We start from the raw sequence: 24,522 nt of genomic DNA on the forward strand, positions 1-24,522 counted from the left end.
CGCGCCTGGCATGACCGCCGATATCATCATCTATCACAATCCCGCCTGTGGAACGTCGCGCAATACGCTGGCGATGATCCGCAATGCCGGGATCGAGCCCCACGTCGTCGAATATCTCAAGACGCCGCCGTCGCGGGCGTTGCTCGTCCGCTTGATCGACCGGGCGGGCCTAAGCCCGCGCGACCTGTTGCGCGAAAAAGGCACCCCCTACGCCGACCTGGGCTTGGCCGACGAAACGCTGAGCGATGATGCCCTGCTCGATGCGATGATCGCGCATCCGATCCTGATCAATCGCCCAATCGTCGTCTCGCCGCTCGGCGTGAAGCTGTGCCGTCCGTCCGAAATCGTCCTCGACCTGTTGCCCACAACGCATATCGGGGCGTTCACCAAGGAAGATGGCGAGGCGGTCATCGACGCGGATGGCGCGCGGATCGCCTGATGACGATCGCCGTGCTGATTTTCCTCGCGACGCTCGCGCTGGTCATCTGGCAGCCCAGGGGGCTCGGGATCGGGTGGAGCGCGATGGCCGGTGCGCTCGTCGCGTTGCTGGCGGGCGCGGTCACGCTGACGGACGTGCCGGTGGTGTGGGGGATCGTGTGGAACGCGACCGGCGCGTTCGTCGCGATCATCCTGATCAGCCTCATCCTCGACGAAGCAGGCTTTTTCGAATGGGCGGCGCTCCACGTCGCGCGCTGGGGTGGCGGCAACGACAAGCGGCTGTTCGCGCTCGTCGTGCTGCTGGGGGCGGCAGTGTCCTCGCTGTTCGCCAATGACGGCGCGGCGTTGATCCTGACCCCGATCGTGATCGCGATGCTGCGGGCGCTCGGCTATGGCACCAAGGCACACGGCCAGCTTGCCGCTCGTCGTCTCGAACCTCGTCAACATCGTTTCGGCCGACTTCTTCAAGCTCGGCTTTGCGCACTATGCGCTCGTCATGGTGCCGGTCGATTTGGCGGCTATCGCGGCGACGCTCGCGGCGCTTCTCCTGTTCTTCGGCCGCGACATCCCCTCCGATTACGACGTGACGCAGCTTCGCTTGCCCATCGAAGCGATCCGCGACCGCGCGACGTTCCGCGCCGGATGGGTGGTGTTGGCGCTGCTGCTTGCCGGGTTTTTCCTGCTTGAGCCGCTGGGCGTCCCGGTCAGCGCGACCGCCGCGGTGGGGGCGCTGGTGTTGATCGTCATCGCCGCGCGCGGTTCTGTGATCGAAACCCGCAAGGTCGTCCGCGGGGCGCCGTGGCAAGTCGTGATCTTTTCGCTCGGCATGTATCTGGTGGTCTACGGCCTCAAGAATGCGGGCCTGACCGATCATCTGGCGGTCGCGCTCGATTACGCGGCACATGGCGGCGTATGGGGCGCGGCGTTCGGCACCGGCATGATCGCAGCGCTGTTGTCATCGATCATGAACAACATGCCGACCGTGCTCGTCGGATCGCTCTCGATCGATGCGACCCACGCCACCGGCGCGATCAAGGATGCAATGATCTACGCCAATGTCATCGGCTGCGATCTCGGGCCAAAGATCACGCCGATCGGCTCGCTGGCGACGCTGCTGTGGCTCCACGTCCTCGCGCAGAAGGACGTGAAGATCGGCTGGGGCTATTACTTCCGCGTCGGCGTGACGCTGACTATCCCGATCCTGCTGGTGACGCTCGCGGCGTTGGCGCTACGGCTCAGCTTTCGCTGATGCCGCTGCGCTCGCTGCCCGATCCAACCCATCTCCCCGCGCTCGATCCGCGCTATGCCCGGCGGCGTCCGGCGATCGGCCTTGGACCGGATGATCCCGCCCCGCGCATCCTGCTGCTCTACGGGTCGCTTCGCGAACGCTCGTTCTCGCGCCTGTGCGTCGAGGAAGCCGCGCGGCTGCTCGAGTTCTTCGGTGCGCAAACACGGATCTTCGATCCCTCGACCTTGCCGCTGCCCGATCAGGTGGCAGGCGACGACCATCCCGCGGTGCACGAATTGCGCGCACTGTCGCTATGGTCCGAAGGCCATGTGTGGTGCAGCCCGGAGCGGCACGGACAAGTCACCGGCATCATGAAGACGCAGATCGACCACCTGCCGCTCGCCATGGGTGGGATGCGCCCGACGCAAGGGCGCACGCTCGCGGTCATGCAGGTATCGGCAGGGTCGCAGTCGTTCAATAGCGTCAACACGCTACGCCTCCTCGGGCGCTGGATGCGGATGTTCACGATCCCGAACCAGTCGAGCGTTGCAAAGGCGTATCAGGAGTTCGACGAAACGGGCCGCATGAAGCCGTCGGCTTACTATGATCGGATCGTCGACGTGATGGAGGAGCTGGTCCGCTTCACGATCGTGCTGCGACCCCATACCGCACAGCTCGTCGACCGCTATTCCGAGCGAAAGGATGCTGGGCGGAGCTAGGCTCGATCGCGCCGACCGACGAGGCCGGCGGCTTGTCGCGCATCATCGATCTGCCGATCGCCCCTGCGCTCGGCCGCAATCTGGTTCAGTGGGGGCGCTCCGACGGGACACCGCTGCGCCTGCCGAGCGCGGATATCCCCGCCCCCACGACCCTGCGCCTTGTCACACCGGGTTCAAGCCAACGCTCCGGTTAGCCGGGGTCTGCGGTCAATCCGCTCGGATTGGAGGATCGCTGTCCAGGCACGCAAGACCCTAGGCGCCGGCTCGCGGCAGCATGAGCGCGTCGAGAAACGTCTGCCGCCACCAATTGATGTCCTGCGATTCAATCGAATCCATGCACGCGCGCCAACGGCGGATGCGCTCCGCGCGATCCATTCGCATGGCCTTCAGGATCGCGTCGGACACTTCCTCGGCGCTATACGGGTTGACCAGGATCGCCTCGGTCAACTGGGCGGCCGCCCCCGCGAAGCGCGACAGGATCAGGACGCCGGGATCCTCGGGATCCTGCGCGGCGACGTATTCCTTCGCCACCAGGTTCATCCCGTCGCGCAGCGGCGTGACCAGCCCGATCTTCGCCGCTCGATAGATGCCGGCCAACGTATCGCGGCCATAGCCCTGGTTGACGTAGCGGATCGGGACCCAATCGACATCGGCATAGGCACCGTTGATCCGCCCCGACAGGCCCTGCAGCGTGTCGCGAATCCGCTGGTAGCTGCCGACCGCGCCACGCGACGGCGGCGCGATCTGCAGGAGAAACACTTCCTTGCGCTCTTCGGGATGCTCGACCAGGAACCGTTCGTAGCCGAGGAAGCGCTCCTCCAGCCCCTTCGAATAATCGAGCCGGTCGACCCCGACGATCATATCGCGACCATCGGCGCTGTCGCGCATCTTCCGGTACGCCAGGCGCGCCGGCACGCCCGCTGCGAGCTCGACGAATTCGGGCGTGTCGATCCCGATCGGGCACACCAAGGCGCGCACGCTGCGGTCGCCGAGCGTCACGATCCCGTCCGCACCGATCGTTCCGCCGAGCTCGAGACGGACGAAGTCGAGAAACGATTCGAGCCATTCGGCGGTGTGGAAGCCGATCACGTCATAGGCGAACATCCGCCGCACCAATTCCGCCGCTTCGGGCAGGATCGACAGCAGCCGACGCGGCGGCCAGGGAATGTGGAGGAAGAAACCGAGCCGATTGCCGCAGCCGCGCTGGCGCAGTTCGTCGCCAAGCGGGAACAAATGGTAATCCTGGATCCACACGACGTCGTCGGCCTCGAGCAGCGGCGCGACCATGTCGGCGAAGCGCGCGTTGACCCGCTGGTAACCGCCCGCGAAATCGCGCTCATATTCGGCCAGATCGACGCGGTAGTGGAATAGCGGCCACAGCGTCCGGTTGGCATAGCCGTTATAATATTCGTCGATGTCCTGGTCCTCCAGGTCGATCGTGGCGGTCGTGACACCCTGATTGACCTGATAGTCGATCTCGCCAGTGAACGTATCGATCCGTTCGCCCGACCAGCCGAACCACAGGCCGTCATGCTCGCGCAGCGCCGATGCGAGCGCGACCGCCAGCCCACCCTGAGCGCCGGACTGCGATCCCTTGGGAGCCGACACGCGGTTCGAGATGACGATCAGCCGGCTCATCGGATCGCGCTCCACGGCTTGCTGAGCAGGACGGCGCAATTGATCATGCCGACCAGCGAATAGGTTTGCGGGTAATTGCCCCACAATTCGCCGGTCTCGGGCTCGATATCCTCCGACAGCAGCCCCGCCGCGGTCCGCCGGGCGAGCATCTCCTCGAACAGCGCGCGCGCGTCGGCACTGCGCCCGGTGAAGTGCAGCGCCTCGATCAGCCAGAAGGTGCAGACGTTGAACGCGGTCTCGGGCAGGCCGAAATCGTCCTCGATCGCGTAGCGCAGCATGAACGACCCACGGCGCAGCCCCGCTTCGACCGCCGTCAGCGTATCGAGGAAGCGGGGATCGTCGGGCGACAGGAAGCGCAGGTCGAGCAATTGCAGCACGCTCGCGTCGAGATCGTCGCCCGCGAAGGTCGCCGACATGCGCTTGGTCTCGGGCCGCCATGCGGCGGTCTCGATCCGCGCACGGATCGTGTCGGCGCGCTCCTGCCAGAAGGTCGCGCGATCGGTCAGGCCGAGCGCCAGCGCGGCATTGGCGAGCCGGTCGCACGCCGCCCAGCACATCGCCGACGAATAGGTGTGGACGCTCTTGCGCGTGCGCAGCTCCCACAGACCGGCATCGGGCGCGTCGTAATTAAGCCAGGCGCGCTCGCCCACGCGCTCGAGCGATTCGAAATCCTCGAGGCCCGCCATGCGGAACAGGCGCGTGTCGAAAAAGGCGTGCACCGCGCACAGCACGATCTGGCCGTAGGCATCGTGCTGGATTTGTTCATAGGCCTGGTTGCCGACGCGAACCGGCCCCATGCCGCGATACCCCGCGAGCGCCGGTTCGATCCGCTCCTCGAGCCGCGCCTCGCCGAGCACGCCGTACAGCGGCTGGATGTGCCCGCCAGCGGCATCATCGACGATGTTGCGCAGGTAGCCGAGATAGCTTTCGAGCACGTCGAGCGCACCGAGGCGGTTGAGCGCCTGCACGGTATAATAGGCGTCGCGCACCCAGCAGTAGCGGTAATCCCAGTTGCGCTGCGATCCGGCATGTTCGGGGATCGAGGTCGTCATCGCCGCGACGATCGCGCCGGTTTCCTCATGCTGACACAGCTTCAGCGTGATCGCCGAACGGATCACCACGTCCTGCCATTCGAGCGGAATGGCGAGGCCGCGCACCCATTCCTGCCAGTAGCGCGTGGTATCGGCGAGCATCGTGTCGAGCGTCGCGGCGAGATCGCCCGCAAACCCCTCGTCGGGCCCGAGGAAGAAATGCAGCGGCCGCTCGACGCGGAACGCGCGCTCTTCCTCGACCATCCCGACCGGCGCGGTCGTCGTCAGACGCAGCGCCATGCCGGGCATCAGGAAGCGGATGTGGTTCGACCCGCCGGTCTGCTCGCCGCAGGACCCGCCCCAACCGCACGTCGGACGCAACCGCACGCGGATGCGCGGGCTGCCGGTCACCGGCCGCACGATCCGCGCATAGGACACCGGGCGATAGCTGCGCCCCTGCCGCTCGAAACGCGGACAGAAATCGATCACGTCGATCGCGTTGCCCGTCGCGTCGGTATGGCGGCTCACCAGGATCGGCGTGTTGCGAACATAGTGCTGCTCGACTTGCACGCTGTCTTCGATCTCGATCGCCCAGAAGCCGGCCTCGGGCGTCTCGCCGCCAAGCAGCGACGAGAACACCGGGTCGCCGTCGATCCGCGGCACGCAGCCCCACACGAACTGGCCCGCCCGATCGACGAGCGCGCTGACCTGGCAATTGCCGATCGGCCACAGATCGACCGAGCTCATGCCGCCTGCTCGCACGCGGTTTCGAGCCAGGCGAGCGTGTCGGCGACATCGTGCAGACCGTAGAGTGCGCTGCTCGGGCGCGGGTCGCCCACGAGGATGCCCGCACCCCCGAGCGCAGCGGCAGCGGCCATAGCCGGTTCGTCGGTGTCGTCGTCGCCGAGGAAGACCGGGCGATGCCCCGCCATCGGCGCCCGCTGCATCAACTGGCGTAGCGCGCTTCCCTTGTCGGCCCCACCGACGCGCAGTTCGACCATCATCTTGCCGGTCTGCAAGTGCAGCCCCGTCTCGTCCGCAAGCTTTCCGGCGAGCGCGTGTGCCGCGGCTTCCATATGGGGGGCGCCGCGATAGTGCAGCGCCTCGCCCAGCGTCTTCGTCTCGACCAACAGGCCCGGCGTTGCGTGTGCTACTTCTGTCATGATGGCATGAATACGATCGAGAGCAGCCGGTCGTTCCGGTACGGATACCGTTCCGTCGCGCCAGCGCACCTCCGTGCCGTGGCTCCCCGCGATCGTGAGCGGCAGGCTGCCGAACAGCGCGGCGATGCCATCGACCGAGCGCCCGCTGATCAAGGCGACGCGGCCATCGAGCCGTTCCGTCAACCGCGCGATCAACGCCGCAAGCCGCGCATCGACCGCGACCAGATCGGGACGCGCGGCAAGCGCGACGAGCGTTCCGTCGAAATCGAGGAACAGCGAAGCGTTCCGCAACAGGGCAGCGGGCGGTCGTGGCAAAGGCTTTGTCATCGCGCCTGCGTTAGATCACAAATCCCGCGTTCGCGCTCCTTATGTGAGGGGCGCCTGCACATCCCGATATGATCGGTCTCGATCGAAAACATCCAGCCAACCGCGTCGGGATGGCCCGCCGGGCAATCTTTCAGACGGGCCACCAATGGTTCGGGCCATGGCCCATATTGAGCTAAGATCGACCGAAATCTGCTCGGACAGCATCCGACACCACACAGGACAAGCTGGCAAAAATCTGCGGTTTTGTCGATGGTTGTCGGATGTCCTGCGAAGAACGAATGGTGCCCGGAAGAGGAGCGCCATCGGGTTCTCGGTTCGAGTCCTCGCTATAGATCGGATAATATCCATATTTTTCAACGGTAGGTGGTTCGAGTCCCGGAAGAAGCATCTAACCTATTGAGCATGGTTGCTCACCGCTGCCCATTGAGCCCTTAGCGTTCTCGTTTGATTCACGCTCGACGTTCCACAGATGTTCATTGACGCTCACCGACAACCAAGCCAATGTGAGGGAACAATGTGGGGAAACAAAATGGGTAAGCTGACGCCTGCTGAAGTGTTGAGCGCACAGCCTGGCAGGCTAGCCGATGGCGACGGCCTTTACCTGCTGACACAGCCTATTCGCACTAAGCTGGGTAGCGCTAAGGCCACTGCGAAGACCGTCCATACGAAGACCTGGGTGCTGCGCGTCCAAGTCGATGGCAAGCGCCGCGATATTGGGTTGGGCACCGTGGATGTCGCCCGGCTTGGGCCGAAGAAGACCACGCCGCGCATCGCAATTCCGGTCGCCGACCTGTCGATCCTTCAGCGGAAGCTGCTGACGTTGGCCGAAGCACGCCAGAAGGCGGAAATATTGCGGCGCGCGGCCAAAGATGGGCTGAACCCGGTCGTTGAGCGCGATCGTAGCCGGCAGGAGATCCCCAGTTTCGAGAAAGCCGCCAAGAACGCGCACGAAGCGCTGAAATCGGGATGGAAGGAGAAGGGAGCCAAGACCTTCCTCAGTTCGCTCGAAAACCACGCCTTTCCAACGTTAGGCAATGTGCGTGTCGATCAGATTACCGCCGCCCAAATAACAACCGCACTCGCGCCGATCTGGACCAGCAAGCCCGATATGGCGCGCAAGGTGCGGCAGCGTATCGGAACGGTGCTCAACTTTGCCCACGGCAAAGGGTGGAGGACGACTGAGGCGCCCGGGAAGTCGGTGACCGTGGGACTGCCCCGCCAGCCTAAGGGCGGCAACTACAAATCAATGCCGTTTGCTGACGTGCCGGCGTTCATGCAGGAACTTCGATCCAGCGCACCGACGAAAGGCCGACGCGCCTTAATGCTGCATATCCTTACCGCCGCCCGGGGCGGCGAAGTTCGGCGCGCGCGGTGGGGACAGATCGATCTGGATAAATGCGATTGGAACCGCCCCGAGGAAATCATGAAGGGTGTGCATGCCCCGGCCCACACCGTCACGCTTAACTCGCCTGCAATTGCTCTCCTGATGGAGATCAAAGGAGCGTCTACCCCCAATCCGAACGACTTGATCTTCCCGGGTGAGCGCGGGGCGATCATGTCCGATATGACGATGAACAAGGTGATGCGCACTGCCAATCGGCCGTATGACGTGCATGGCTTCCGCAGTTCGTTTCGCGATTGGGCAGCCGAGACGATGCCCGACGTCCCAGACCCTGTCGCTGAGGCTGCTATAGCCCACATCGTGCCGGACAAAGTGGTCCGCGCCTACAAGCGCACGAACTTCATCGAGATGCGCCGGAAGCTCCTCGAAGCGTGGGGCGGATACATCATGACGAATGCTATTAGGGCTGCGATCAATGGGAACTGATACTGCAGACGGGCTACTGCCGATGCCGACTGAAGCGGATTTCAAGGCCGCGGCTGCAGAAGTGCGTGCAACGCATTGGTATGCGCGTGGGCCAGCCAAACTGGGTGTGCGCGCCACTCTGGATCAGCTTCACGCGAAGCTCACCACATCTACCGAGCTATACGAAACGGGTGGTCTGGATGATCAGCGGTATGCCGTCGTTGACGCGCTCAACGCCATCCAGGAATTCCTGATTGGCCAGGGCTTCAACCCCAATGTGCTCAAGCCCGCTCACCGCCCGATAGAAGCCCTCGTGGAACAGTACAATAATGGGCTCGATCCCATGTTCGCGGAACGCCGCAACGAGCAAGGCGGAAGGCAGAGAACCTCGCCAGACGAGCAGCATAGAACGGGGGCGCTCGCCGCGATGGCGCAGTTCTGGATCGAGATACATCCGCGTGGTGATCAGCAACTGGCGGAGGCGGCTCGCCGACTCCGCGGCCGTTTTTTCGGATCGGACATCGATGCTGACGATCTTCTCACCGCACGAAAGAAAGCCAGCAAGCACCGTCGCGCCAAGCAATTCGATCATCCGATCGTTTACACCGCTATGTCGGTCCGCCGAATGATCGACGGGTATGCCGCCGACTACGGGCCGGCGAAAGCCGTAACGCTCGCCATATGGCACCTGAACTATCTCGCGCCGGCAACCGAAACTGGAAACTGGCAAACGATCAAAGGGGAACCGGTGAAATAGTCGAAAACCCCCGGGTGTTTTCTCCGGGATTCGGGGCGGAAATCTCTCGTTGCCCGCCGGTGCATACCGGCATCCATTAGGAGCAACGCAATGGACGAGCCGTTTCTCTCCATACCCCAGGCCCAAGCCGAGCTTGGCGGCATTAGCCGGGCGAACGCTTACAACCTGATCAACCGTGGCGATCTCGAACTGGTGAAGCTCGGCCGGAAGAGCCTTATCACTGGCCGCTCGATCAACCGGCTGAAGAACAAGCTGCTTGAGCAGATCGCTGCGTGATCGACCATGCTCATCACAGCCAGGACCGCGCCCGTTAAAGCGCGAAAGGGTCGCACAACGCCAGCCGTGCGACCCTTTACGAAAATGCTCATCACCAGCGAAGCCGATGATAGCACCGCGACCATTCGCCTTCAACATTTGAATACCCGTTGCGGGGTTAACGGGAACCGCGCGCACCTCATCGCAGGCTTGGCCTGGGGCGAGGCGTTCGCATGAACATTCAGTCTTACCCCCATGGTGCGGCAGATGGCGCCACCGACACTTCGCGTCGGGCGGCAAGATCGCTCGACGTTGGAGTCAGTCGCCTCCAGCGCATCGCTCTTGTCGCTATTCGCGAGGCGGGCGGACGCGGGCTTACCACGCACGAGCTGGCGGCGCGGGTCAACATACACCGCGATACCATGCAACCCCGCACGTCGGAATTGCGGAAGCGCGGCTTGATCCGGGACAGCGGCGGCCGGCGGCATAATTTCAGCGGCAAGTTTGCAATCGTATGGATCGCGGGAGGCGGATCATGACCCATGAGTTCGCGAACCATCGCGAGGCGGCGATGGCAATCCTCACTAGCGGCGCGGTCCTCAGTCGGAAAGAGGGGCAGTTCCTCGGCGGTTGCGCTTTCGATTTCGGGCCGCTGACAGAAAAGCAGATCAATTGGCTGTCGATCCTGCTCGATCGTCATGCCGTTCGGGCCGCGGTCCCCGTCGCGGTTCCGCGCGGAGCCGTGCATTGAGCGCGCGCATCTATTGGGGCGCTGCCTGGAAGCGCGCCCGGGACCTTCGCGCAAGCCGCGGAAAGGCCCCTCGCCTCGCGGTTCGGCGTGCTATCCTGCTTCGGCAGGGTGCGAATGGATCGTGGATCGTCGGCATCCATGAATGGCGCTTTGGCATCTGGAAGCCGCCGACCTGGCTATGCGGATGGAGCACTCTGCCCGACGCGCGGAAAGCCGCGCTCGATGCCTGGGACCAGCACCGGCTCCCGCTGCTGTGGGCTTACCATGGTGAACGCTACATGCGCCCGTTCTTCCGCAACCTCAACGAGCCACCGATCCATGCTGCCGCTCGTTCATCCGACAATACAATCGAGAGGGCCGCATGATGGCGACCGCAGCAAACCTGCCCGAGCCGCTCGACTTCGCGCAACTGATGACCCAAGTCGCGACCCGCCTGCTCGGCACGCCCAACGAACGCATGTCGAAAGGCTCCCGCCTCCGCTTTGGCACGCACGGATCGATGGAAATCGACACTGACGAGGGTTGGTTCTGCAATCACGAGTCGGATGGTGACCGTAGCGCGCGCGGTGGCGTCCTAGACCTGATCCAGCATCGCCAGCGCTGCGACCGAGCAGGCGCGCTGCGTTGGCTCGAGGATCAGGGCTTGAAGGATCGCACCCCCGTGGTCGCTGGGACAATCGCCAGAAAGTTCTACGATTATCGCGGGCCTGATGGGACAGTTCTTTTCCGCGTCGAGCGGCGCGGCAAAGACATGTCACCGCCGTTCCTGCAGCACGGTCCGGACGGGTGCGGCGGCTTCCATTCCGCCCGCGGGTGCATGCAGGGCGTGGCTCGCGTGCCCTATCGCTTGCCCGAGCTTCTGGCGGCCGATCCTGCGGCGATCGTCTACGTCTGCGAGGGCGAGAAGGACGTCGACCGCCTTACGCGCGAAGGACTGGTCGCGACCACCAATCCGGGCGGCGCTGGCAAGTTTACCGCAGATCTAGCCGTCCATCTCGCCGGGCGTCGTGTCGTGGCGCTCGAGGATAATGACGCTCCCGGCGCAGCCCATGTTGCCGCAGTGCTGAAGGTGCTTGCCGGTGTCGCCGGCCAAGCGGCGGCGCTTAAGCTCCCCGATTTGCCGCCGAAGGGTGACGTCAGCGACTGGCTCGACACCAAGAGCAGCATAGGTTCGAACCGCGTCTTTGATTTGACGCAGTTGTCAGAGGGCGCCTTGACCGCGCCTGTGGCGAAGGCCGACATATTCGACATCGCCGACCTGGCGGTATGGGCACGCACCGCGCCGTCCCCGAAGGCGTTCATCATGGCGCCGTTCATTCCACGCGATGACGTCGTGATCATCACCGGCGACGGCGGGACCAACAAATCGACGCTCGCGCTGCAGATCAGTGCCTGCGCAGCTGCCGGGAAGCGGTTGCTCGGCATGGACGTCGTGCCCGGCCCCGCGCTCTACATCACCGCCGAAGACGACCAGCGCGAGAACCATTGGCGGCTCGACAAGATCGCCCAAACCATCGGCACAACCGTCGACCGCCTTATCGGCCGGTTGCACATTGTCAGCCTCCGTGGCCGGATGAACAATGAGCTGGCGACTTTCGACAGCGAGGGGAAATTGCGGGCGTCGCCCGCATACAAGACGCTGCGGGCCACGATCGAGCACACCGGCGCCAAGCTAGTCACCCTCGACAACGTTGCTCACCTGTTCGCCGGCAACGAGAACGACCGCAGCCACGTCACTGCGTTCGTGAACCTGCTGTACCAGATCTGCGGCGATCTAGGCGTCACCATCCTGCTGATCGCCCACCGCAACAAGGCTGGCGATTCCTACTCGGGCAGCACGGCGTGGCTCAACGCGGTGCGGTCGCAGCTCCTTATGGAACGCCACAACAAGGACGACCCGGACGCCCGCCGGCTGTCACTTGGTAAGGCGAACTATGCGCGTCAGGGCGAGTCCGTGGAATGTCGCTGGCACGACTTCGCACTGATCCTGAATTCCGACCTGCCCGAAGATCAGCGCCGCGTGCTTGCCGCCACGATCCAGGCCACCGCAGACAATGCCGCCTTCCTCGCGTGCCTGGCAGAACGCACGCGACAGGGCCGTGGAGTGTCCGATGGATCAGGCACGAACTATGCGCCGGCGGTGTTCGCGGAGATGCCCGAGGGGCGCAATATCGGCAATGATCGGATGAAGGCTGCGATGGAACGGCTGTTCCGGATCAACCGGATTGAGAAGGCAATCCTATGGCGGGACAAGGCGAAATCGCGTGACGTTTCGGGTCTGCGCGAGGTGGCCGAAACTTCCCCGACCGACCACCCCGACCGCCCCCCGACCACGCTCCCCGACCGCCCCCGACCAGTACCCCCGACCGACACCCCAAACACACCCTCCCCTAAAGGGGATACCGGCGCGGCCTCTCGGGCCACCGCGCCCGCTAATTCCCTGATGATCTTAGCGCCCGGTGAAGGGGGTGACGATGTCGAGCTGTGATCCCTTCCGCGGTCCGCAGGGCAATGACGCGACAGTAAAATACAGGGAAGTAGAGGGTGGGGTGCTGGACGTCCGCAATTTCGCCAGCCCCTAAACGAGCTAGGCGGCGAAGACCGATGAATGGCGATCTCGCGCTGCGGGGCAGCCGACTGCCCTGAAACAACAGGAAGGAAACAGCATGGCCTACCCCGAAAATACGGTGCAAATACGGAGCGCTTCCGCCTCGGTGAGCGATGGCATCTTCGCCAAGACCGCCTTTGCCCGCGACCTAATCCGGCTTCGCTTCCGGCGCCTAAGGCTGTCGCAAAGCGCCTTCGCCGATCGGTTCGGCCTCACGTTCGGCTTGATGAAGGACCAGGAGCAGGCGCGCGTTGCACCTTCCCGAGCGTTGCGGGTGCTGATTGCCGCGATCGAGCTTGATCCGGAGCTAATCGAGCGTGCCGCGCGCGTAGCCGCAGAGCGTTGGAGTGCGGATGTTCCGCAATAACCGGACGCCGTAAAGGGGCTGGGCTCTAGTATCGGGCAAGATGCCGCCCCGTTAAATAAAGGGCATTTAACGGCTCTAGTGCGGGCGGTCCGCAGTTACGAGAGCAATACGCGCGCGCGCGCGAGAAACCACTTGGCATAGCGCGCGAAATGTATCACAAGAATGCGTGCGGTTGATCGATCTTCACGCACCCTTGCGCGGTTGAAATCCTCCGCGCCTTTTCGCGGCTGACCCAAGGGCTCCGCGCTTCCCGCCGTTGAACCCCACCCCGGTGATGTTGATATTTTTTTCAAATGGAGTGTGTTCTATGGCACGCGGCACGACCCCACAGGATTCCGCCACAACGCTGCGACTTCCGCATGGTTTGCGGGCAGATGCGGCGATCAAGGCGAGCCAGCAAGGCGTTAGCCTCTCTGAGCTGGTGCGCGGCGCGCTTCGGCGCGAGCTCACCCAGGTTAGCAACTGAGATGGACGCCACGCACGGCGCCTTGACGATCGAAGGCCTCGAGCTTCCGCAATTCGATGCCAATGCCGGCGTAGGACTTGTGGCCTCGCTGGCCTTGCTCGGTTCCGCCAACGGCGATTTGAGCGCGCAACGCTATATCCGAGATGATTGGTCGGCCAACCTTTACGCGCCGGAACGGGAAGGCCCCGATTCCGATCTGAGGGACGCTGGCGGGCTGCTTTTGGCTCGGTTGTGTGCCGCGCATGGCGACGCGACGGACGCGAACATGCTTGCAATGCTCTTGTTCAACGCCGGGCTTCGGTTCCGCGATCGGGGCCGGTTCTCGATCGGTTGGGAGTGCGTCGCCGAAGCGCTGAGCCTGTACGAACGCCTAGGCGCTGCCGGCGATGCTGAGGCGGTCGAAACCGCAAAGGGGATTATGGCGTCCGTGCCTGTCGAAGTGATCGAAATGGCCAAGAATTACTCTCTTCAGGGGAACAGAGATGGAGCCGAACCGGCGCCCACTTGCATCCGCACAGTCCACTAAGACGGTGGCGGAATTGCTTGCACAACACGCCCCCGTGGAAGCGCTCGGCGTGCCAGCTCAGCCCCCCGGCGGGATGCTCGGTCTCGCTGGCCACCTTGAAACGCAGGACGCAGAATGATGGCAGGCATGGGCTCGTTCTTCGGTCGCGCCAATCCTGGCTTGCAAGGTGATTTCAACGGCTACGCTGGGCAGGACCAGCTGGGCGGGATGACGGGCATTGCTCCGCCACTGCCCGCGCCTGCCCCCGCCCCGTTCGTGTGGGGCAAGGGCGGGACGAAGCTGACCCCCGCGCAGTTGCTCTTCCAGCAGCAGCAGGCTGCGCAGCTCTCCCAATCCGATTATTCCCCGGTGTCGTCGGTTTGGCAGGGCCTTGGTCGCGTCGTGGACAATGTGCGCGGCGCGTTCGAGACGCGCGCTAACAAGAAGGAAGCCGTGGCGCAGCAGACGCAGCAGGCATCTGTTGCGCAGGCGCTGCTAGACGGGAGTGGCGGCAATGCAGCGATTAGCGCCGCATATGCCACCGGCAATAAAGACCTCGCAGAACTGGGCGGTAAGGTATTTGACGTGGGGCACCCGAAAGCCACCGCGCCGCACTATTGGGAAACCAACAACGGCTCGCTCGGCATGGTCGGGGCCGATGGAAAGCCGGCCATTGTCTATCAGGATCCGACGCCCAAGGTTACCACGATCGCAGTCGATAACCATGACGGCACGCAGACGCTCTATCGCGTGGGGCCGGATGGCGTGCCCCTTGGCGCAGGCCTCCAAGGGGCGGCTGCGAATACCGGCGCACCATCGGTGCCAGCGGTCGGGACTGTAGAGGACGGCCATCGATTTACGGGCGGCGACCCCTCGGTCCCAAGCAACTGGCAGCCTGTGGCGGCGGGAGGTGCGGCCCCCAGCGGGACCGCCACCTTTCGCTAGCTGGCCCGATCCTATGAAAGCGCCTGGCACTGTCACTAGCGGACGCAGGACCGTAGCGGGCAACGCGGCTGTCGGGGGCGCACCGCATAGCCACCATCTGGACGGTGACGCGGTCGATTACGCTGGTGCGAACCTCCCCGACCTCCAGCGATATTACGCGGGCACCCCTGCCCGTTTCCTGGACGAAGGCAACCATATCCACGTCACGCTGCCCGGCTATGGGCGCGTGCCTCTCTTCGGCGCGATTGGATCTCGATAATGCCCGGACCTTGGGACAAATACCGCACGCCGGCCCCTGCCCCACAAGGCGGCGGCGTCATCATCGGCCGGGCCAATCCGTATACAGCTCAGATCGAGAAGGAACGGCTCGACAAAGCCCGCGCCGACAATGCCGTCACGCCTTACGACAAGCGCAAGGCCGCGGCTGACGCGACAAAGGCGGAGGCTGACGCAAGGAACGCGCCGGCCATCCGGGCGGCAGACGCGCGCCTCAAACAAGCCCAGGCGGACGCGCTCGAGCGCGCTAACCGTGAGGCGGATGCTGGGCTCGATCCTGCCACCACGACCTATTATGCGCAGCAGGTGCTGGCTGGCGCCCCTATGCCCGCGATCGGCATGGGCAAGCAGGCCGCGGCGAACCGCCAGGCTATCATGCAGGAGGTGGCTCGTCTCGGTGGTGCCGCGGGGCTAAACGGGGCCGACGCCGCTGCCCAGATCGCGCACTACAAGGCGGGCACCAAGCAGATCTCGAATCTCGAGAACATGGCCGGAACGATCGGCGTGAACGAGCAGACTGCGCTCGCCAACGGGCAGCAGTATATCGACCGTAGCGCCGAGCTACCGTTCCAAAGCCCAATCACACCGGTCAACATGCTGAGCAACGCTATCCAGCGCCTCTTTGGCGGAGAAACCATTTCCAAGGCTGACGCGGCGCACAACACGTTCGTCAACGAATATGCCAAGGTGGTGGCGGGCTCGCCATCTGGTGCTGGCGTGCTGAGCGATAGCGCACGTCGAGAAGCGATGAGCACCATCAACAGCAATGGCAGCGTTGCACAGAAGCAAGCCGCTTTCGAGCAGATGAAGGCCGACATGGCCAACCGCATGATTGCGATTCATGGCGGCATCAACAACGCCTACAGGGCGCTGACGAAACAGCCGGGCTATGAGGTTCCTGCCTCCACGAACGGCCTTACTGTCGCCGCTGCACCCGGGAACCGTGACTCGATGCCGGGGGCTAACACGCAGTCGCCCCTAGTCGGCGATACCACCGGAAGCCTGACCGCCTCCACCGCGCAGTATCTCAATCAGGACGATCCCAAGGTCGAAAAGCAAGTCGCGCAGATGATCCGAGCTGGCAAAAGCGCCGCGGAAATCAACAGCGTGTTGCAGCCTCTTGGCTATCCCGGCGTAGATCCCGCATCGGTCAGCAAGGCGCAGGAAGTGTTGCGCGCCAATCCTGGGTATAAGGGCCCGCTCGTCTCTGTGAAGCACTACGTTGAGCAGGGTGCCAACACCCGCGCCGGCAATGAGATCGGGCTTAGTACCTTGGGTTCCGCGGGGATCGGCGCATACGACGGCTTGAACTCGCTGACGTTCGGCAAGATGGGAGACGCGGCCGATTACCTCTCTGGCAAGCCGGGACAGTCTGAGCTTGCCGCGCACGCTGCGGGCGAAGTCCACCCGATTGCCAAGGGCGTGGGGCAGCTTATCGGCACCCTTCCGGCTTTCGTTGGCGCAGAGGCGGGCCTTGCTGGCCTAGCAGCCCGCGGCGTTGGCGGCTCGAGGGTCGCGGCCTTGCTCGCAAAGCCTGTCACCTCCGATCTAGTCGGCGGCGCATACGCAGGCGCCGGGGGCAGCCCAGACAATCGGGTTGCGGGCGCTTTGTTCGGCTCGATTGCGGGCGCTGGCGGTGGCACGATCGGCCGCAACGTCGTCTCGCCTGTAGCGGCGGCGCTTGCCCGTACCAGCGCAGGAAAAGCCGTAACCGGTGTAGCAAACGAAGTCGGCAACGCGGGCCGGCGCGCGCTCAATATCCCGGAAGTCGCGCCAACGGTCGCACCGCCGAAGCCGTCCGTTGCCGAGGCGCTGATAATGAAGAAGGCCGGATCGGCGGGGGTTGACGGTATCGCAGCCCAGCTAGCCGAGGCGCAGCGCTTGGGGGTCCCTATGGCGCTTGCGGATACGCACCCGGCGCTTACCTCTTTGACGGGCGCCGCGGTGCGCCGCTCGCCTGACGCCGCGGCTACCGCAGAAAGCGCGCTCTTGCCGCGAGCGCGCGGGCAAATCGACCGGTTCGGCAATGCCGTGGAGCGGGATTTAGGTCCTATCGGCAATATCCCCCAGATCAGCGCAGACATGACCGCACAGGCTCGCACGGCTGCTGGCCCGCTCTACGACTCGGCTTACGCCAATGCCGTTCCCGGGACCCCCGAACTGGCGGGCACTCTCAACACGCCGTTCGGTCGTCAGGCGCTTGGCCGAGCGCAGACGATCGCCGCCAACGAACGGCGCGCGCCTAGCGAGTTGGGGTTCGCACAGGATTCCGAGGGTAACACGATCCTCAATCCACAGCCGAACCAGCAGATCGCCGACCACCTCGCCGCGCGTGCCGAGCTAGACGATGCACAGAACGCCTACCGCATGGCCCGCAACGGTTCCGGTGACATGGGACAGGCACAGCAGCGTGTCGTCATGGCACGCGATGCGTTGCGCCGCGCAGAGGGTGGCCTATCGGGCGCACCCGACCCGACAGCAGCCGCGAGCATCCCAAACTACACCACACAGACGCTCGACTATGTGAAGCGCGGGATGGATGACGTGCTCGAGCAGCATCGTAATCCGATCACAGGACGTCTTGTGCTGGACGAAGCTGGGCGGGCGCAGAACCAAGTGCGGCAGCAATTTCTAAGCGAGGTGGACAGCCACAACCCAGCCTATGCCGAGGCGCGCAACGCCTATGCGGGGCCGGTCCAGGCACGCGACGCTATGGCGCGGGGGCAGGATGCCTATTCGCTGCATCCTAACGAGCTGGCAATGCAGGTTGGCAATCAAACGGATGAGCATCTCGCACAGATGCAGTTGGGCTATCGTGACACGCTGATGGCCAGGGCAAACTCGGCTCGCTTCAATGCAAACCCGTTTGATGCGACGCTAGGGACGCCGGCCGCGGAACAGCGATTGGCGGCGCTCCACCCGGATATGCCGAGCATCGCCGACCTTCTGCGCCAGCGCGATCTAGAGGGGCAGCTTGCGCGCGCTCACAACAAGATCCTGGGCAATTCTGACACCGCAGCCAGGACGATCGCAGATCAAGAATTTGCAAATCCCGTGGCCGAGGGCGCACTCCACGCTGGCGCTGCTGTGATGACGCACGGGGCATCAATCCCCGGCACCGCCGCCCGCATTGCTGGTGTTGGCTTGCGAGACCGCATCGCTATGGGCGTGGGTGAAGGCGCCACGCAGAAGGCAAACCGCATCGCTGAGTTGTTGCTCAACCCTGACCCAGCAGCGTCAGCGGCTACGCTTTCCGACCTCGCGAACGCGTCTCAGCTCTACAAGGATTACATCCGGGCTAACAACACTCGCCTGGGTGCTTCGCTCGGCGCTGTCGGCGGGGGCTGGGTTGCCTCGGGCGGCGCGCCGAATTGACGGCGCGGGCTTCCGTCTCGGCCACAACCCAACAATCACAGCCTTTAAGGCGCAAGCGCCCGCGATCTCGAGTGCTGTCATGAAGCGATTGTAGCCGGTTTGTTCTTCGACGCCAGCCTATCCTGGGATGCAAAACCCATAGACTGTCCACCGTGTGCCAACGATGACGCCACCGTTCGGCGTCGGCCGACTCGAACTATCGTTTTGCCGGCGCTGCGCCTCCTGTTCGATGGCAGCCTGACCGCGCCGACAGCGCTGCTCATTCGGGTAATCGATCACCGTCGTCCCGCCTTGCGACCATGAGACGACCAGTTTCCACGAATTGGCATCGCCAGGCGATTGGGCTGCGATAAGCATTGCGAGGAAATACATAACGCGGCCTTCGATAGAATCAGGGGCTTTCCGCGTCATGCACCGGAGTGCATCTATCCATCAACCGCCTTGCGACTTCGACCCGACTGAACTCTACCGCGCGTGAACAACGGTGCCCCGCTTCCGGTACGCAGTTGGGCGCCTTACCACGGCACATTCAAATTCGCGCGGACGTCCTTCCACTCGTCCCTCGTCGCGAACTCGTATGCGAAACGGCGTATTGTCGCCTCACGGTAGGCGGCATGCCCAGCATCGACCCCGCCGCTTCGCGCCGCATCGAGGAAATATCGGAATGGCGTTTCACCGGCCGGCGCGACTGCCGCTTCGACTGATGCGATTATTTCGGCATCCGTCTTAGTCGTGAAGCCGATCGCTACCTTCAGTTCGAACGGCCAATCGGTATCAATGTTGACCCAACGCCGTCCACCCTCGACTATCTGCGCGGCATCTGCCTCTGAGATATGCGGCGGCAGCGCATATTCATCGGTATGGGTGATCTGCACAGCACCGGGCGGCGCTACCTCCGATTCCTGTACGGGCAGGACCGGCGCAGCAGACGCGGTGGCATCCTGGATCGGCTCCGCGCTATCAGTTCGCGGCGAAGCCTCTCGGCTTGTCGTGGCGGCGCGGGCCACTTCGTCGCTTGCGTTGGCCGCCACGTTTGGCCGTTCTGTTGGTTGAGGCGAACCGTGGTGCGGCTCGACCATCCCATTGAACAGGTAGTGTTCGGGATCTGTGTATTTGACCTGCGGCACCGGAACGCCGGGCTTCGATCTGGACCGATCCCCGAACTGGCCTGGCGTGAGAATCAGGCGCGACGCGTAAACCTGAAGGATCGCTGGCAGGGGTGACGACGGGTCGAGCATTTCAGGATCGGCGCCGGCCCATTGGAGTATATCGCTGACGATGGCGATGGTCCCATCTGCCGCAGTTGCAGCGTGACCGGTCTGAACGCCGTGAGCTATCATCGCGTCGTTGAGCCGCCGGAAGTCGGGATGCACCTTCGTGCTCTTGCGGATCGCCTCCGACTCCTCGTGGTTGCTAAGTACGGCCGCGGTTTCGTCGCGACGTTCGCGCGCGATGGCGAGGGTTGCCGCCAGCGCCAGCAGGGGAATGCCTTGCTTCTCCCAGTCCTTCCGCGCTTTCGCATAGGCCTTCTGCGCGGACTCGGCGGCTTCACGTGGTGACGACGCATAGCCTTCCGGATGCTTCAAGATGGCCGTGGTGATCGTCCGCGGAGCGCCACCGGCCCGCTCCCGCTCGATCTGCGCGCGCTGCGCCCGGACTTCCGCCAAGTGCACGTCGAGCTTGCCGATGATTGATTTCACGATGGTGTCGAGCATGTTGCCTCCGTATTCTGAACTCGACCCTTCTTTTATGCGCGAGGCAGCTTCCAACGAAGCACACTTTCTACGAAGGAGTGCTCGAGGCGGCGCGAGTGTCTCGCCATGGGACAGAGCAGAAGCGAGCCCGATCCAATCGAACTCGGGCAAAACATGGTTAATATTTTTAGGCGCAATACCGTTAACCTGGGCGGAGCCTCAGGTTAACTGCGCAAAGTGCGTTCCGCATTTTCACTTGGAGCTGAGCGAGTTCCGCTGCCGTTCGTCAGCGGGTCGCACCCCCAGGTGCTCGGATCGGATTGCACCATGCAATCCTCGGGTTCGCCACCGCCGGGGCTCAAAGTCGAATAGCCGTTTCCACTTGGGGCCCAAAGGCAGCGTAACCTTGCGTTGCGCCTGCCCTACAGTTGACCTCGTCGATCGGCGTAAGCGGCTGACGCCGGCCGAAAGTTCATGCGGACGGCTCCACGCCGCCAATTCCCATCAGAAGTGATCCTTTTGCCAATCCTGGCAGAGGAGAAAATGACATGTCGAATCCACGAGCCTGGCGCGGCAAGGGTCGCACTGAGAAGCCGAACAGCAGGCAGAAGCGCAACAAACTGTTCCTAGATGCGCACCCGCGCTGCCAGCGCTGCCGCCGCCGCCGTGCAGAAGAAGCCCATCACCAGATGCCGCACGGCCACCCTGACCGATACGATTGGGCGTTCATGCAGGCGTTGTGCGTCCGATGCCACATCGACGTGCATCGCCAAGGCCCAATCATCCTCACGGTGGTTTTCAACCACGGGAAGTAGATGCGTTAGCCCCTCGCCTCCACCGCCATGCCCTGCAAGCGGTGGGGGCATTGACCCTAATCCTTCGCTCTCAACCCAAGAGCGATGAGCTGACGGATCGCCTCGGCGCGCGTGGGGATACGCTTGTCGAAACGCCAATCGTCGATGGCCTTGGCCTCGGTGGCCGTCACCATGATCGGCAGGCGAACGTCCTTTGGCTCCTGATCCATATCGACGCGGTATGCCAATCGCACAACTCGCACAAGTTTCTTGACCGTGCGCATCCGTAGACATACATAGACACAACTTGTGCAAACAGCACCGATTGTGCAAGCGACCGAAGCAGAGGATTAGGCCCCTCTACTCCGGTCTGACCACCACCGTCTGTTGAAGGAGACGAACAATGGCTAATCACGCTCTTAGCGCCCCGGCCCCCTATGCCAAGGCTGCCGATTGGAACGCTGCCGTTTCCGCATACCGCGAAGTGGCAAGCCAACGCGACGTTGCTTCCCCCAACGACTGGGAAAATCCTGCACAAGAGTCCGCCTGGGAAAAACTGGTCGACCAGGCAAGCGCGGCGCTTGCCGTCGTAACCAAGCACCCCGTCACCACGCTCGCGCAGCTTGCCGAGAAGTGCGCGCTCGTCAAAGCCGAGTATCCGGACGCGATGTGCTTGGACGGCGACGACTGCGAGGCGATCATTGCCGACGTGCTGCGCATCGCTTCGCCCGACGCGATCAGCACGACCGGCGAAAACCCCGCGCTAGTTGCGGCTTTCGAGCAGTACCGCACCGCCGCCCGCGTGTTACGAAACGATCCCGAAGTGAAATTGCCCGAAGAGGAAAGCGACAGGCTTTTTGCGGTGATGGACGTTGCCGACGACGCGCTCAACGCCGAACCTGCACGCACCGTTTCGGGGGCTGTCATCAAGCTCCGGCGTGTTTTCACTGGGGTAACGCAAGAGGCATGGTCGGACGCTGCCGTATTCGATGACCGACCCCCGGCCTTTGCTGATGGCCTGCGGTTGGCAGACCTCTACACCCGCATGTTTTGGGGCGCGATCGAGGATCTACAGCGCATGGCAACCGACAAGCACGCCGCGCCCCTCGCAGCAATGGAGGGTTGAGCGATGGGCAATCATCCCACCACCGCCGCGGCTTCACTCCTGCAAGCGCTTCATGCCCGCTTCGAAGCAAACAACGCTGAGTATAATGTGATAGAAGCGGCTCGACCGGCCGACCACGATCTCGCCGAGCGCGGCAAGATAGACCGCGCGACCAGCGCCAACGAATACGAGGCGGACGCTTTGCGGTTCGCTATCCTGACGCAGGTGCCGGATAGTCATCCGGACGCGCTTGTTCTGATGTTCCACATTCGGCTTGAGCAGGACGCACAAGCACATAGCGCTGTGCCACCGAGCAACCGTGAAAAATCGATCTTGGCGACTGCGATTGATACCCTGTTCGACTTTCACGCGTGTGAAAGCGAATCCGACGACTTCGATTACGGCAAGCTCGGCAAGCAGCTGCGAACTGCCTGCAGGGACGTTTACGACGCGCGCCGGTATCGCACCGGCGTGGTGGAGGGCTAAGCCATGAACGGCCAAGCCATCAAAGCCGCTGTCGTCTCCTATCAGCCGTGGGAAGGCGAAACTTTCGCCGGGGTGCAAGCGACCATCACCGGCGCTCCAGCGAAAGCCGGAAGGCCCGACTATTTCCCGATCGAGATTGCGAGCGGGTGGATTGCGGACGCAGCGCGCGAGCCGAGCGGCGACATTGCAATGTTGCTTGTTTGCCGCAGCGGGATCGATCCCGTAGCCGAAGAGCGGGAGATTACGGGTCAGCTTATCGCCGTCGTGACGCGCATCGGGTTCTTGGGAACTCCGTTAACCCTCGGCGGTGCCGCGGCAACCCTAGCACTCGCGCCGGCCCTCTGGGCTCTGTTCGCCCTCACGTTCGCTGCGATGCCGTCATGAGCGCTGTCCAGGGCTTCGATCCTGCCGCGTGGCTATCCGCGCTCGTCGCGATCGGCGGCGGCTATGCCCTCGCGTCGGGCCGCAAACTCTGGTTCGTCGTGCAAGACTGCAAGGCTGACGAGCTGACCGCCGTCATGTCGCATATCGTCGGGCACCCTGATCGGGTCGAGGCGCTGCGCTGGACGATCGAGCGCCGGCAAGCTGGTGAGGTTCTGTGATGGCGCAGATCATCGAATTTCCGCAAGGCCGAGTGTTTCGCCACCCTGACCTGATCGATGCGCTCGAGAAGCTCGAAATGATTGACGAGTATGAGACCTCGGGCGACCAGTTGAAGATCGCGGTTGCCGGTCCGATGCGGGAGTTCTGGGAACGGGAGTTCATCCGGATGGGCGGCGTTCCCCGTGACCAACTCAAGCGCGATGGCGTTGATCACGCGGCGGTCGAGGGCAAGTTGTGATGGCACATCCATCTTCAACCCCACGTCCCCGCATCCACGATGCCCGTGTCTGGCGCCGCCGCGTGCGTCGTCCTTGGAACAGGCCGAGCGACGCGGGGCATGTCGGCGGCCTGCTTGAGCAGATTCCTTCGCTGCCTCGCGCAGCACTTGCCCGGGTCACCATGCTGATGATCGACCGCATGGACGAGATCGACGGCGATCCCGACCTCGAGCATCTGCGCGACGACGACGAAGACACCCACGACCGAGAGCAGGAGGAAGTCTACGAATAGCCCCGCGCCACGGGAACCGGTGCAAGCCCGGTTGCCGCTTCATCAGCCCGTTGCTCGTCATACCCGGGTGACGGGCTTTGATCGTGTTCATCGGTTCGAGGACAGCCATGCGCTCGCGGCCAGCTACGGCCCGGACTGGTGGATCCCGATATACCGGCGCGCCTTCCCCACGCTCATGTCGGCCGTCGCGATCGAGCAAGACGGCTGGGCTCAGCGTGCAGGAATAGACCGGCTGCTGACCCTGGCCTGTGGGCGCACCTTCACGGTCGATGAGAAGATACGCACGCACGATTGGCCCGACGTGCTGTTGGAGCGCTGGTCGGACGAGAAGCGCAAGACGCCGGGCTGGGTGCAGAAGCCGCTCGCGTGCGACCTGGTCGCTTATGCCTATGCACCCGCGGCCACCTGCATATTGCTACCGGTGCCGGCGCTGCAGCGTGCGTGGCGACAGCACGGGCGGCAATGGATCGGGCTCTATGGCCAGCGCCGGGCGCAGAACCGCGGCTATACGACGATCAGCGTGCCGGTGCCGCGTGGGGTGCTGATGCAGGCAATTGTCGAAGCTATGTTTGTATCGTGATCGAACCGCCTATTATGGAGAAACGCACGTAGGCCCTTCACGTCCGGTAAACTTCACATATATATGAACTCGAATCAGCGACGCGAGTTTATGA

28 protein-coding genes and 1 pseudogene are annotated in these 24,522 nt (G+C 63.6%); 24 read left to right on the forward strand and 5 right to left on the reverse strand.

From position 1 onward, the window contains the following. The first annotated feature begins 10 nt into the window (after window positions 1–10). From arsC to arsH, 3 genes and pseudogenes are all read left to right on the forward strand, one after another. Window positions 11–439, forward strand: a complete 429-nt coding sequence (arsC, locus tag IE187_RS09815) for an arsenate reductase (glutaredoxin) (RefSeq protein ID WP_189676255.1) — start codon at window positions 11–13, stop codon at window positions 437–439. Continuing rightward, a pseudogene (locus tag IE187_RS09820) lies at window positions 439–1,687 on the forward strand (arsenic transporter). Before arsC ends, IE187_RS09820 begins: the two are co-directional and overlap by 1 nt. Continuing rightward, complete coding sequence (gene arsH / locus IE187_RS09825; RefSeq protein WP_189676071.1) at window positions 1,687–2,385, forward strand: arsenical resistance protein ArsH; 699 nt, start codon at window positions 1,687–1,689, stop codon at window positions 2,383–2,385. The pseudogene IE187_RS09820 and the gene arsH overlap by 1 nt, the downstream one beginning before the upstream one ends. A 252-nt stretch (window positions 2,386–2,637) precedes the next feature. On the opposite strand, the gene IE187_RS09830 is transcribed toward arsH, so the two are convergent. The 3 genes from IE187_RS09830 to otsB are packed head-to-tail and all read right to left on the reverse strand — an operon-like array spanning window position 2,638 to window position 6,544. Next, window positions 2,638–4,023: an alpha,alpha-trehalose-phosphate synthase (UDP-forming) gene (locus IE187_RS09830; protein WP_133190710.1), complete on the reverse strand. Its 1,386-nt coding sequence runs from the start codon at window positions 4,021–4,023 to the stop codon at window positions 2,638–2,640. Then, window positions 4,020–5,801 carry a glycoside hydrolase family 15 protein gene (locus tag IE187_RS09835; protein WP_189676072.1) on the reverse strand — a complete coding sequence of 594 codons (1,782 nt, stop codon included), beginning with the start codon at window positions 5,799–5,801 and terminating at the stop codon, window positions 4,020–4,022. Before IE187_RS09835 ends, IE187_RS09830 begins: the two co-directional genes overlap by 4 nt. Further along, on the reverse strand, window positions 5,798–6,544 hold the full coding sequence (gene otsB, locus IE187_RS09840) for a trehalose-phosphatase (RefSeq protein ID WP_189676073.1): 747 nt from the start codon (window positions 6,542–6,544) through the stop codon (window positions 5,798–5,800). Before otsB ends, IE187_RS09835 begins: the two co-directional genes overlap by 4 nt. A 529-nt stretch (window positions 6,545–7,073) precedes the next feature. On the opposite strand from otsB, the gene IE187_RS09845 reads away from it, so the two are divergent. The 13 genes from IE187_RS09845 to IE187_RS09900 all read left to right on the forward strand — a co-directional run bounded on the left by IE187_RS09845 (window position 7,074) and on the right by IE187_RS09900 (window position 18,656). Further along, entirely contained in the window at window positions 7,074–8,372 is a 1,299-nt protein-coding gene (locus IE187_RS09845) for a tyrosine-type recombinase/integrase (protein WP_189676074.1), read from the forward strand. A 22-nt stretch (window positions 8,373–8,394) separates the two neighbouring features. Further along, window positions 8,395–9,108 carry a hypothetical protein gene (locus IE187_RS09850; RefSeq protein ID WP_229839338.1) on the forward strand — a complete coding sequence of 238 codons (714 nt, stop codon included), beginning with the start codon at window positions 8,395–8,397 and terminating at the stop codon, window positions 9,106–9,108. A 90-nt stretch (window positions 9,109–9,198) separates the two neighbouring features. Beyond that, window positions 9,199–9,384 carry a helix-turn-helix domain-containing protein gene (locus IE187_RS09855; protein WP_189676076.1) on the forward strand — a complete coding sequence of 62 codons (186 nt, stop codon included), beginning with the start codon at window positions 9,199–9,201 and terminating at the stop codon, window positions 9,382–9,384. Window positions 9,385–9,596: 212 nt separating this feature from the next. After that, entirely contained in the window at window positions 9,597–9,902 is a 306-nt protein-coding gene (locus tag IE187_RS21860) for a MarR family transcriptional regulator (protein ID WP_229839339.1), read from the forward strand. Next, window positions 9,899–10,114, forward strand: a complete 216-nt coding sequence (locus tag IE187_RS09860; RefSeq protein ID WP_189676077.1) for a hypothetical protein — start codon at window positions 9,899–9,901, stop codon at window positions 10,112–10,114. The genes IE187_RS21860 and IE187_RS09860 overlap by 4 nt, the downstream gene beginning before the upstream one ends. Then, window positions 10,111–10,479, forward strand: coding sequence for a hypothetical protein (locus IE187_RS09865; protein ID WP_189676078.1), 369 nt, complete (start codon window positions 10,111–10,113; stop codon window positions 10,477–10,479). Before IE187_RS09860 ends, IE187_RS09865 begins: the two co-directional genes overlap by 4 nt. Beyond that, window positions 10,476–12,602, forward strand: coding sequence for an AAA family ATPase (locus IE187_RS09870; RefSeq protein WP_189676079.1), 2,127 nt, complete (start codon window positions 10,476–10,478; stop codon window positions 12,600–12,602). The genes IE187_RS09865 and IE187_RS09870 overlap by 4 nt, the downstream gene beginning before the upstream one ends. Window positions 12,603–12,780: 178 nt before the next feature. Further along, window positions 12,781–13,089 (forward strand): helix-turn-helix domain-containing protein, encoded by a 309-nt coding sequence (locus IE187_RS09875; RefSeq protein WP_189676080.1) that lies wholly within the window; start codon window positions 12,781–12,783, stop codon window positions 13,087–13,089. A gap of 307 nt (window positions 13,090–13,396) precedes the next feature. Further along, window positions 13,397–13,555: a YlcI/YnfO family protein gene (locus IE187_RS09880; RefSeq protein WP_189676081.1), complete on the forward strand. Its 159-nt coding sequence runs from the start codon at window positions 13,397–13,399 to the stop codon at window positions 13,553–13,555. Between the two features lies 1 nt (window position 13,556). Continuing rightward, entirely contained in the window at window positions 13,557–14,081 is a 525-nt protein-coding gene (locus IE187_RS09885; RefSeq protein ID WP_189676082.1) for a hypothetical protein, read from the forward strand. 114 nt (window positions 14,082–14,195) lie between these two features. Beyond that, the gene (locus IE187_RS09890) at window positions 14,196–15,005 is read left to right on the forward strand and encodes a hypothetical protein (RefSeq protein WP_229839340.1); all 810 of its coding nucleotides are present in this window, start codon (window positions 14,196–14,198) and stop codon (window positions 15,003–15,005) included. Window positions 15,006–15,018: 13 nt separating this feature from the next. Continuing rightward, the gene (locus tag IE187_RS21705; protein WP_189676084.1) at window positions 15,019–15,264 is read left to right on the forward strand and encodes a D-Ala-D-Ala carboxypeptidase family metallohydrolase; all 246 of its coding nucleotides are present in this window, start codon (window positions 15,019–15,021) and stop codon (window positions 15,262–15,264) included. Further along, window positions 15,264–18,656, forward strand: a complete 3,393-nt coding sequence (locus tag IE187_RS09900) for a hypothetical protein (RefSeq protein ID WP_189676085.1) — start codon at window positions 15,264–15,266, stop codon at window positions 18,654–18,656. The genes IE187_RS21705 and IE187_RS09900 overlap by 1 nt, the downstream gene beginning before the upstream one ends. A gap of 515 nt (window positions 18,657–19,171) precedes the next feature. Here IE187_RS09900 and IE187_RS09905 read toward each other — a convergent pair. Further along, window positions 19,172–20,371 carry a hypothetical protein gene (locus tag IE187_RS09905; protein ID WP_189676086.1) on the reverse strand — a complete coding sequence of 400 codons (1,200 nt, stop codon included), beginning with the start codon at window positions 20,369–20,371 and terminating at the stop codon, window positions 19,172–19,174. A gap of 668 nt (window positions 20,372–21,039) precedes the next feature. Between IE187_RS09905 and IE187_RS21710 the strand changes: the two genes are divergently transcribed. After that, window positions 21,040–21,165: a hypothetical protein gene (locus IE187_RS21710; RefSeq protein WP_368855602.1), complete on the forward strand. Its 126-nt coding sequence runs from the start codon at window positions 21,040–21,042 to the stop codon at window positions 21,163–21,165. 56 nt (window positions 21,166–21,221) lie between these two features. Here the strand turns inward: IE187_RS21710 and IE187_RS09915 are convergent, their stop codons facing one another. Beyond that, window positions 21,222–21,428, reverse strand: a complete 207-nt coding sequence (locus IE187_RS09915) for a hypothetical protein (protein ID WP_189676263.1) — start codon at window positions 21,426–21,428, stop codon at window positions 21,222–21,224. A 119-nt stretch (window positions 21,429–21,547) separates the two neighbouring features. Here IE187_RS09915 and IE187_RS09920 point away from each other — a divergent pair, with 119 nt between their 5' ends. The 7 genes from IE187_RS09920 to IE187_RS21335 are packed head-to-tail and all read left to right on the forward strand — an operon-like array spanning window position 21,548 to window position 24,428. Next, entirely contained in the window at window positions 21,548–22,270 is a 723-nt protein-coding gene (locus IE187_RS09920; RefSeq protein ID WP_229839341.1) for a hypothetical protein, read from the forward strand. A 3-nt stretch (window positions 22,271–22,273) separates the two neighbouring features. Continuing rightward, on the forward strand, window positions 22,274–22,735 hold the full coding sequence (locus tag IE187_RS09925) for a hypothetical protein (RefSeq protein ID WP_189676089.1): 462 nt from the start codon (window positions 22,274–22,276) through the stop codon (window positions 22,733–22,735). 3 nt (window positions 22,736–22,738) lie between these two features. Then, window positions 22,739–23,119, forward strand: a complete 381-nt coding sequence (locus IE187_RS09930) for a hypothetical protein (protein WP_189676090.1) — start codon at window positions 22,739–22,741, stop codon at window positions 23,117–23,119. After that, window positions 23,116–23,337, forward strand: a complete 222-nt coding sequence (locus IE187_RS09935; protein WP_189676091.1) for a hypothetical protein — start codon at window positions 23,116–23,118, stop codon at window positions 23,335–23,337. The genes IE187_RS09930 and IE187_RS09935 overlap by 4 nt, the downstream gene beginning before the upstream one ends. Then, on the forward strand, window positions 23,337–23,576 hold the full coding sequence (locus IE187_RS09940; protein WP_189676092.1) for a hypothetical protein: 240 nt from the start codon (window positions 23,337–23,339) through the stop codon (window positions 23,574–23,576). The genes IE187_RS09935 and IE187_RS09940 overlap by 1 nt, the downstream gene beginning before the upstream one ends. Continuing rightward, the gene (locus tag IE187_RS09945) at window positions 23,576–23,848 is read left to right on the forward strand and encodes a hypothetical protein (RefSeq protein WP_189676093.1); all 273 of its coding nucleotides are present in this window, start codon (window positions 23,576–23,578) and stop codon (window positions 23,846–23,848) included. The genes IE187_RS09940 and IE187_RS09945 overlap by 1 nt, the downstream gene beginning before the upstream one ends. 19 nt (window positions 23,849–23,867) lie before the next feature. Beyond that, window positions 23,868–24,428 (forward strand): hypothetical protein, encoded by a 561-nt coding sequence (locus IE187_RS21335; protein ID WP_229839342.1) that lies wholly within the window; start codon window positions 23,868–23,870, stop codon window positions 24,426–24,428. Window positions 24,429–24,522: the final 94 nt, after the last annotated feature.

Origin of the sequence: Sphingomonas glacialis (assembly GCF_014653575.1) — a bacterium.
Taxonomy (GTDB): Bacteria; Pseudomonadota; Alphaproteobacteria; order Sphingomonadales; family Sphingomonadaceae; genus Sphingomonas; species Sphingomonas glacialis.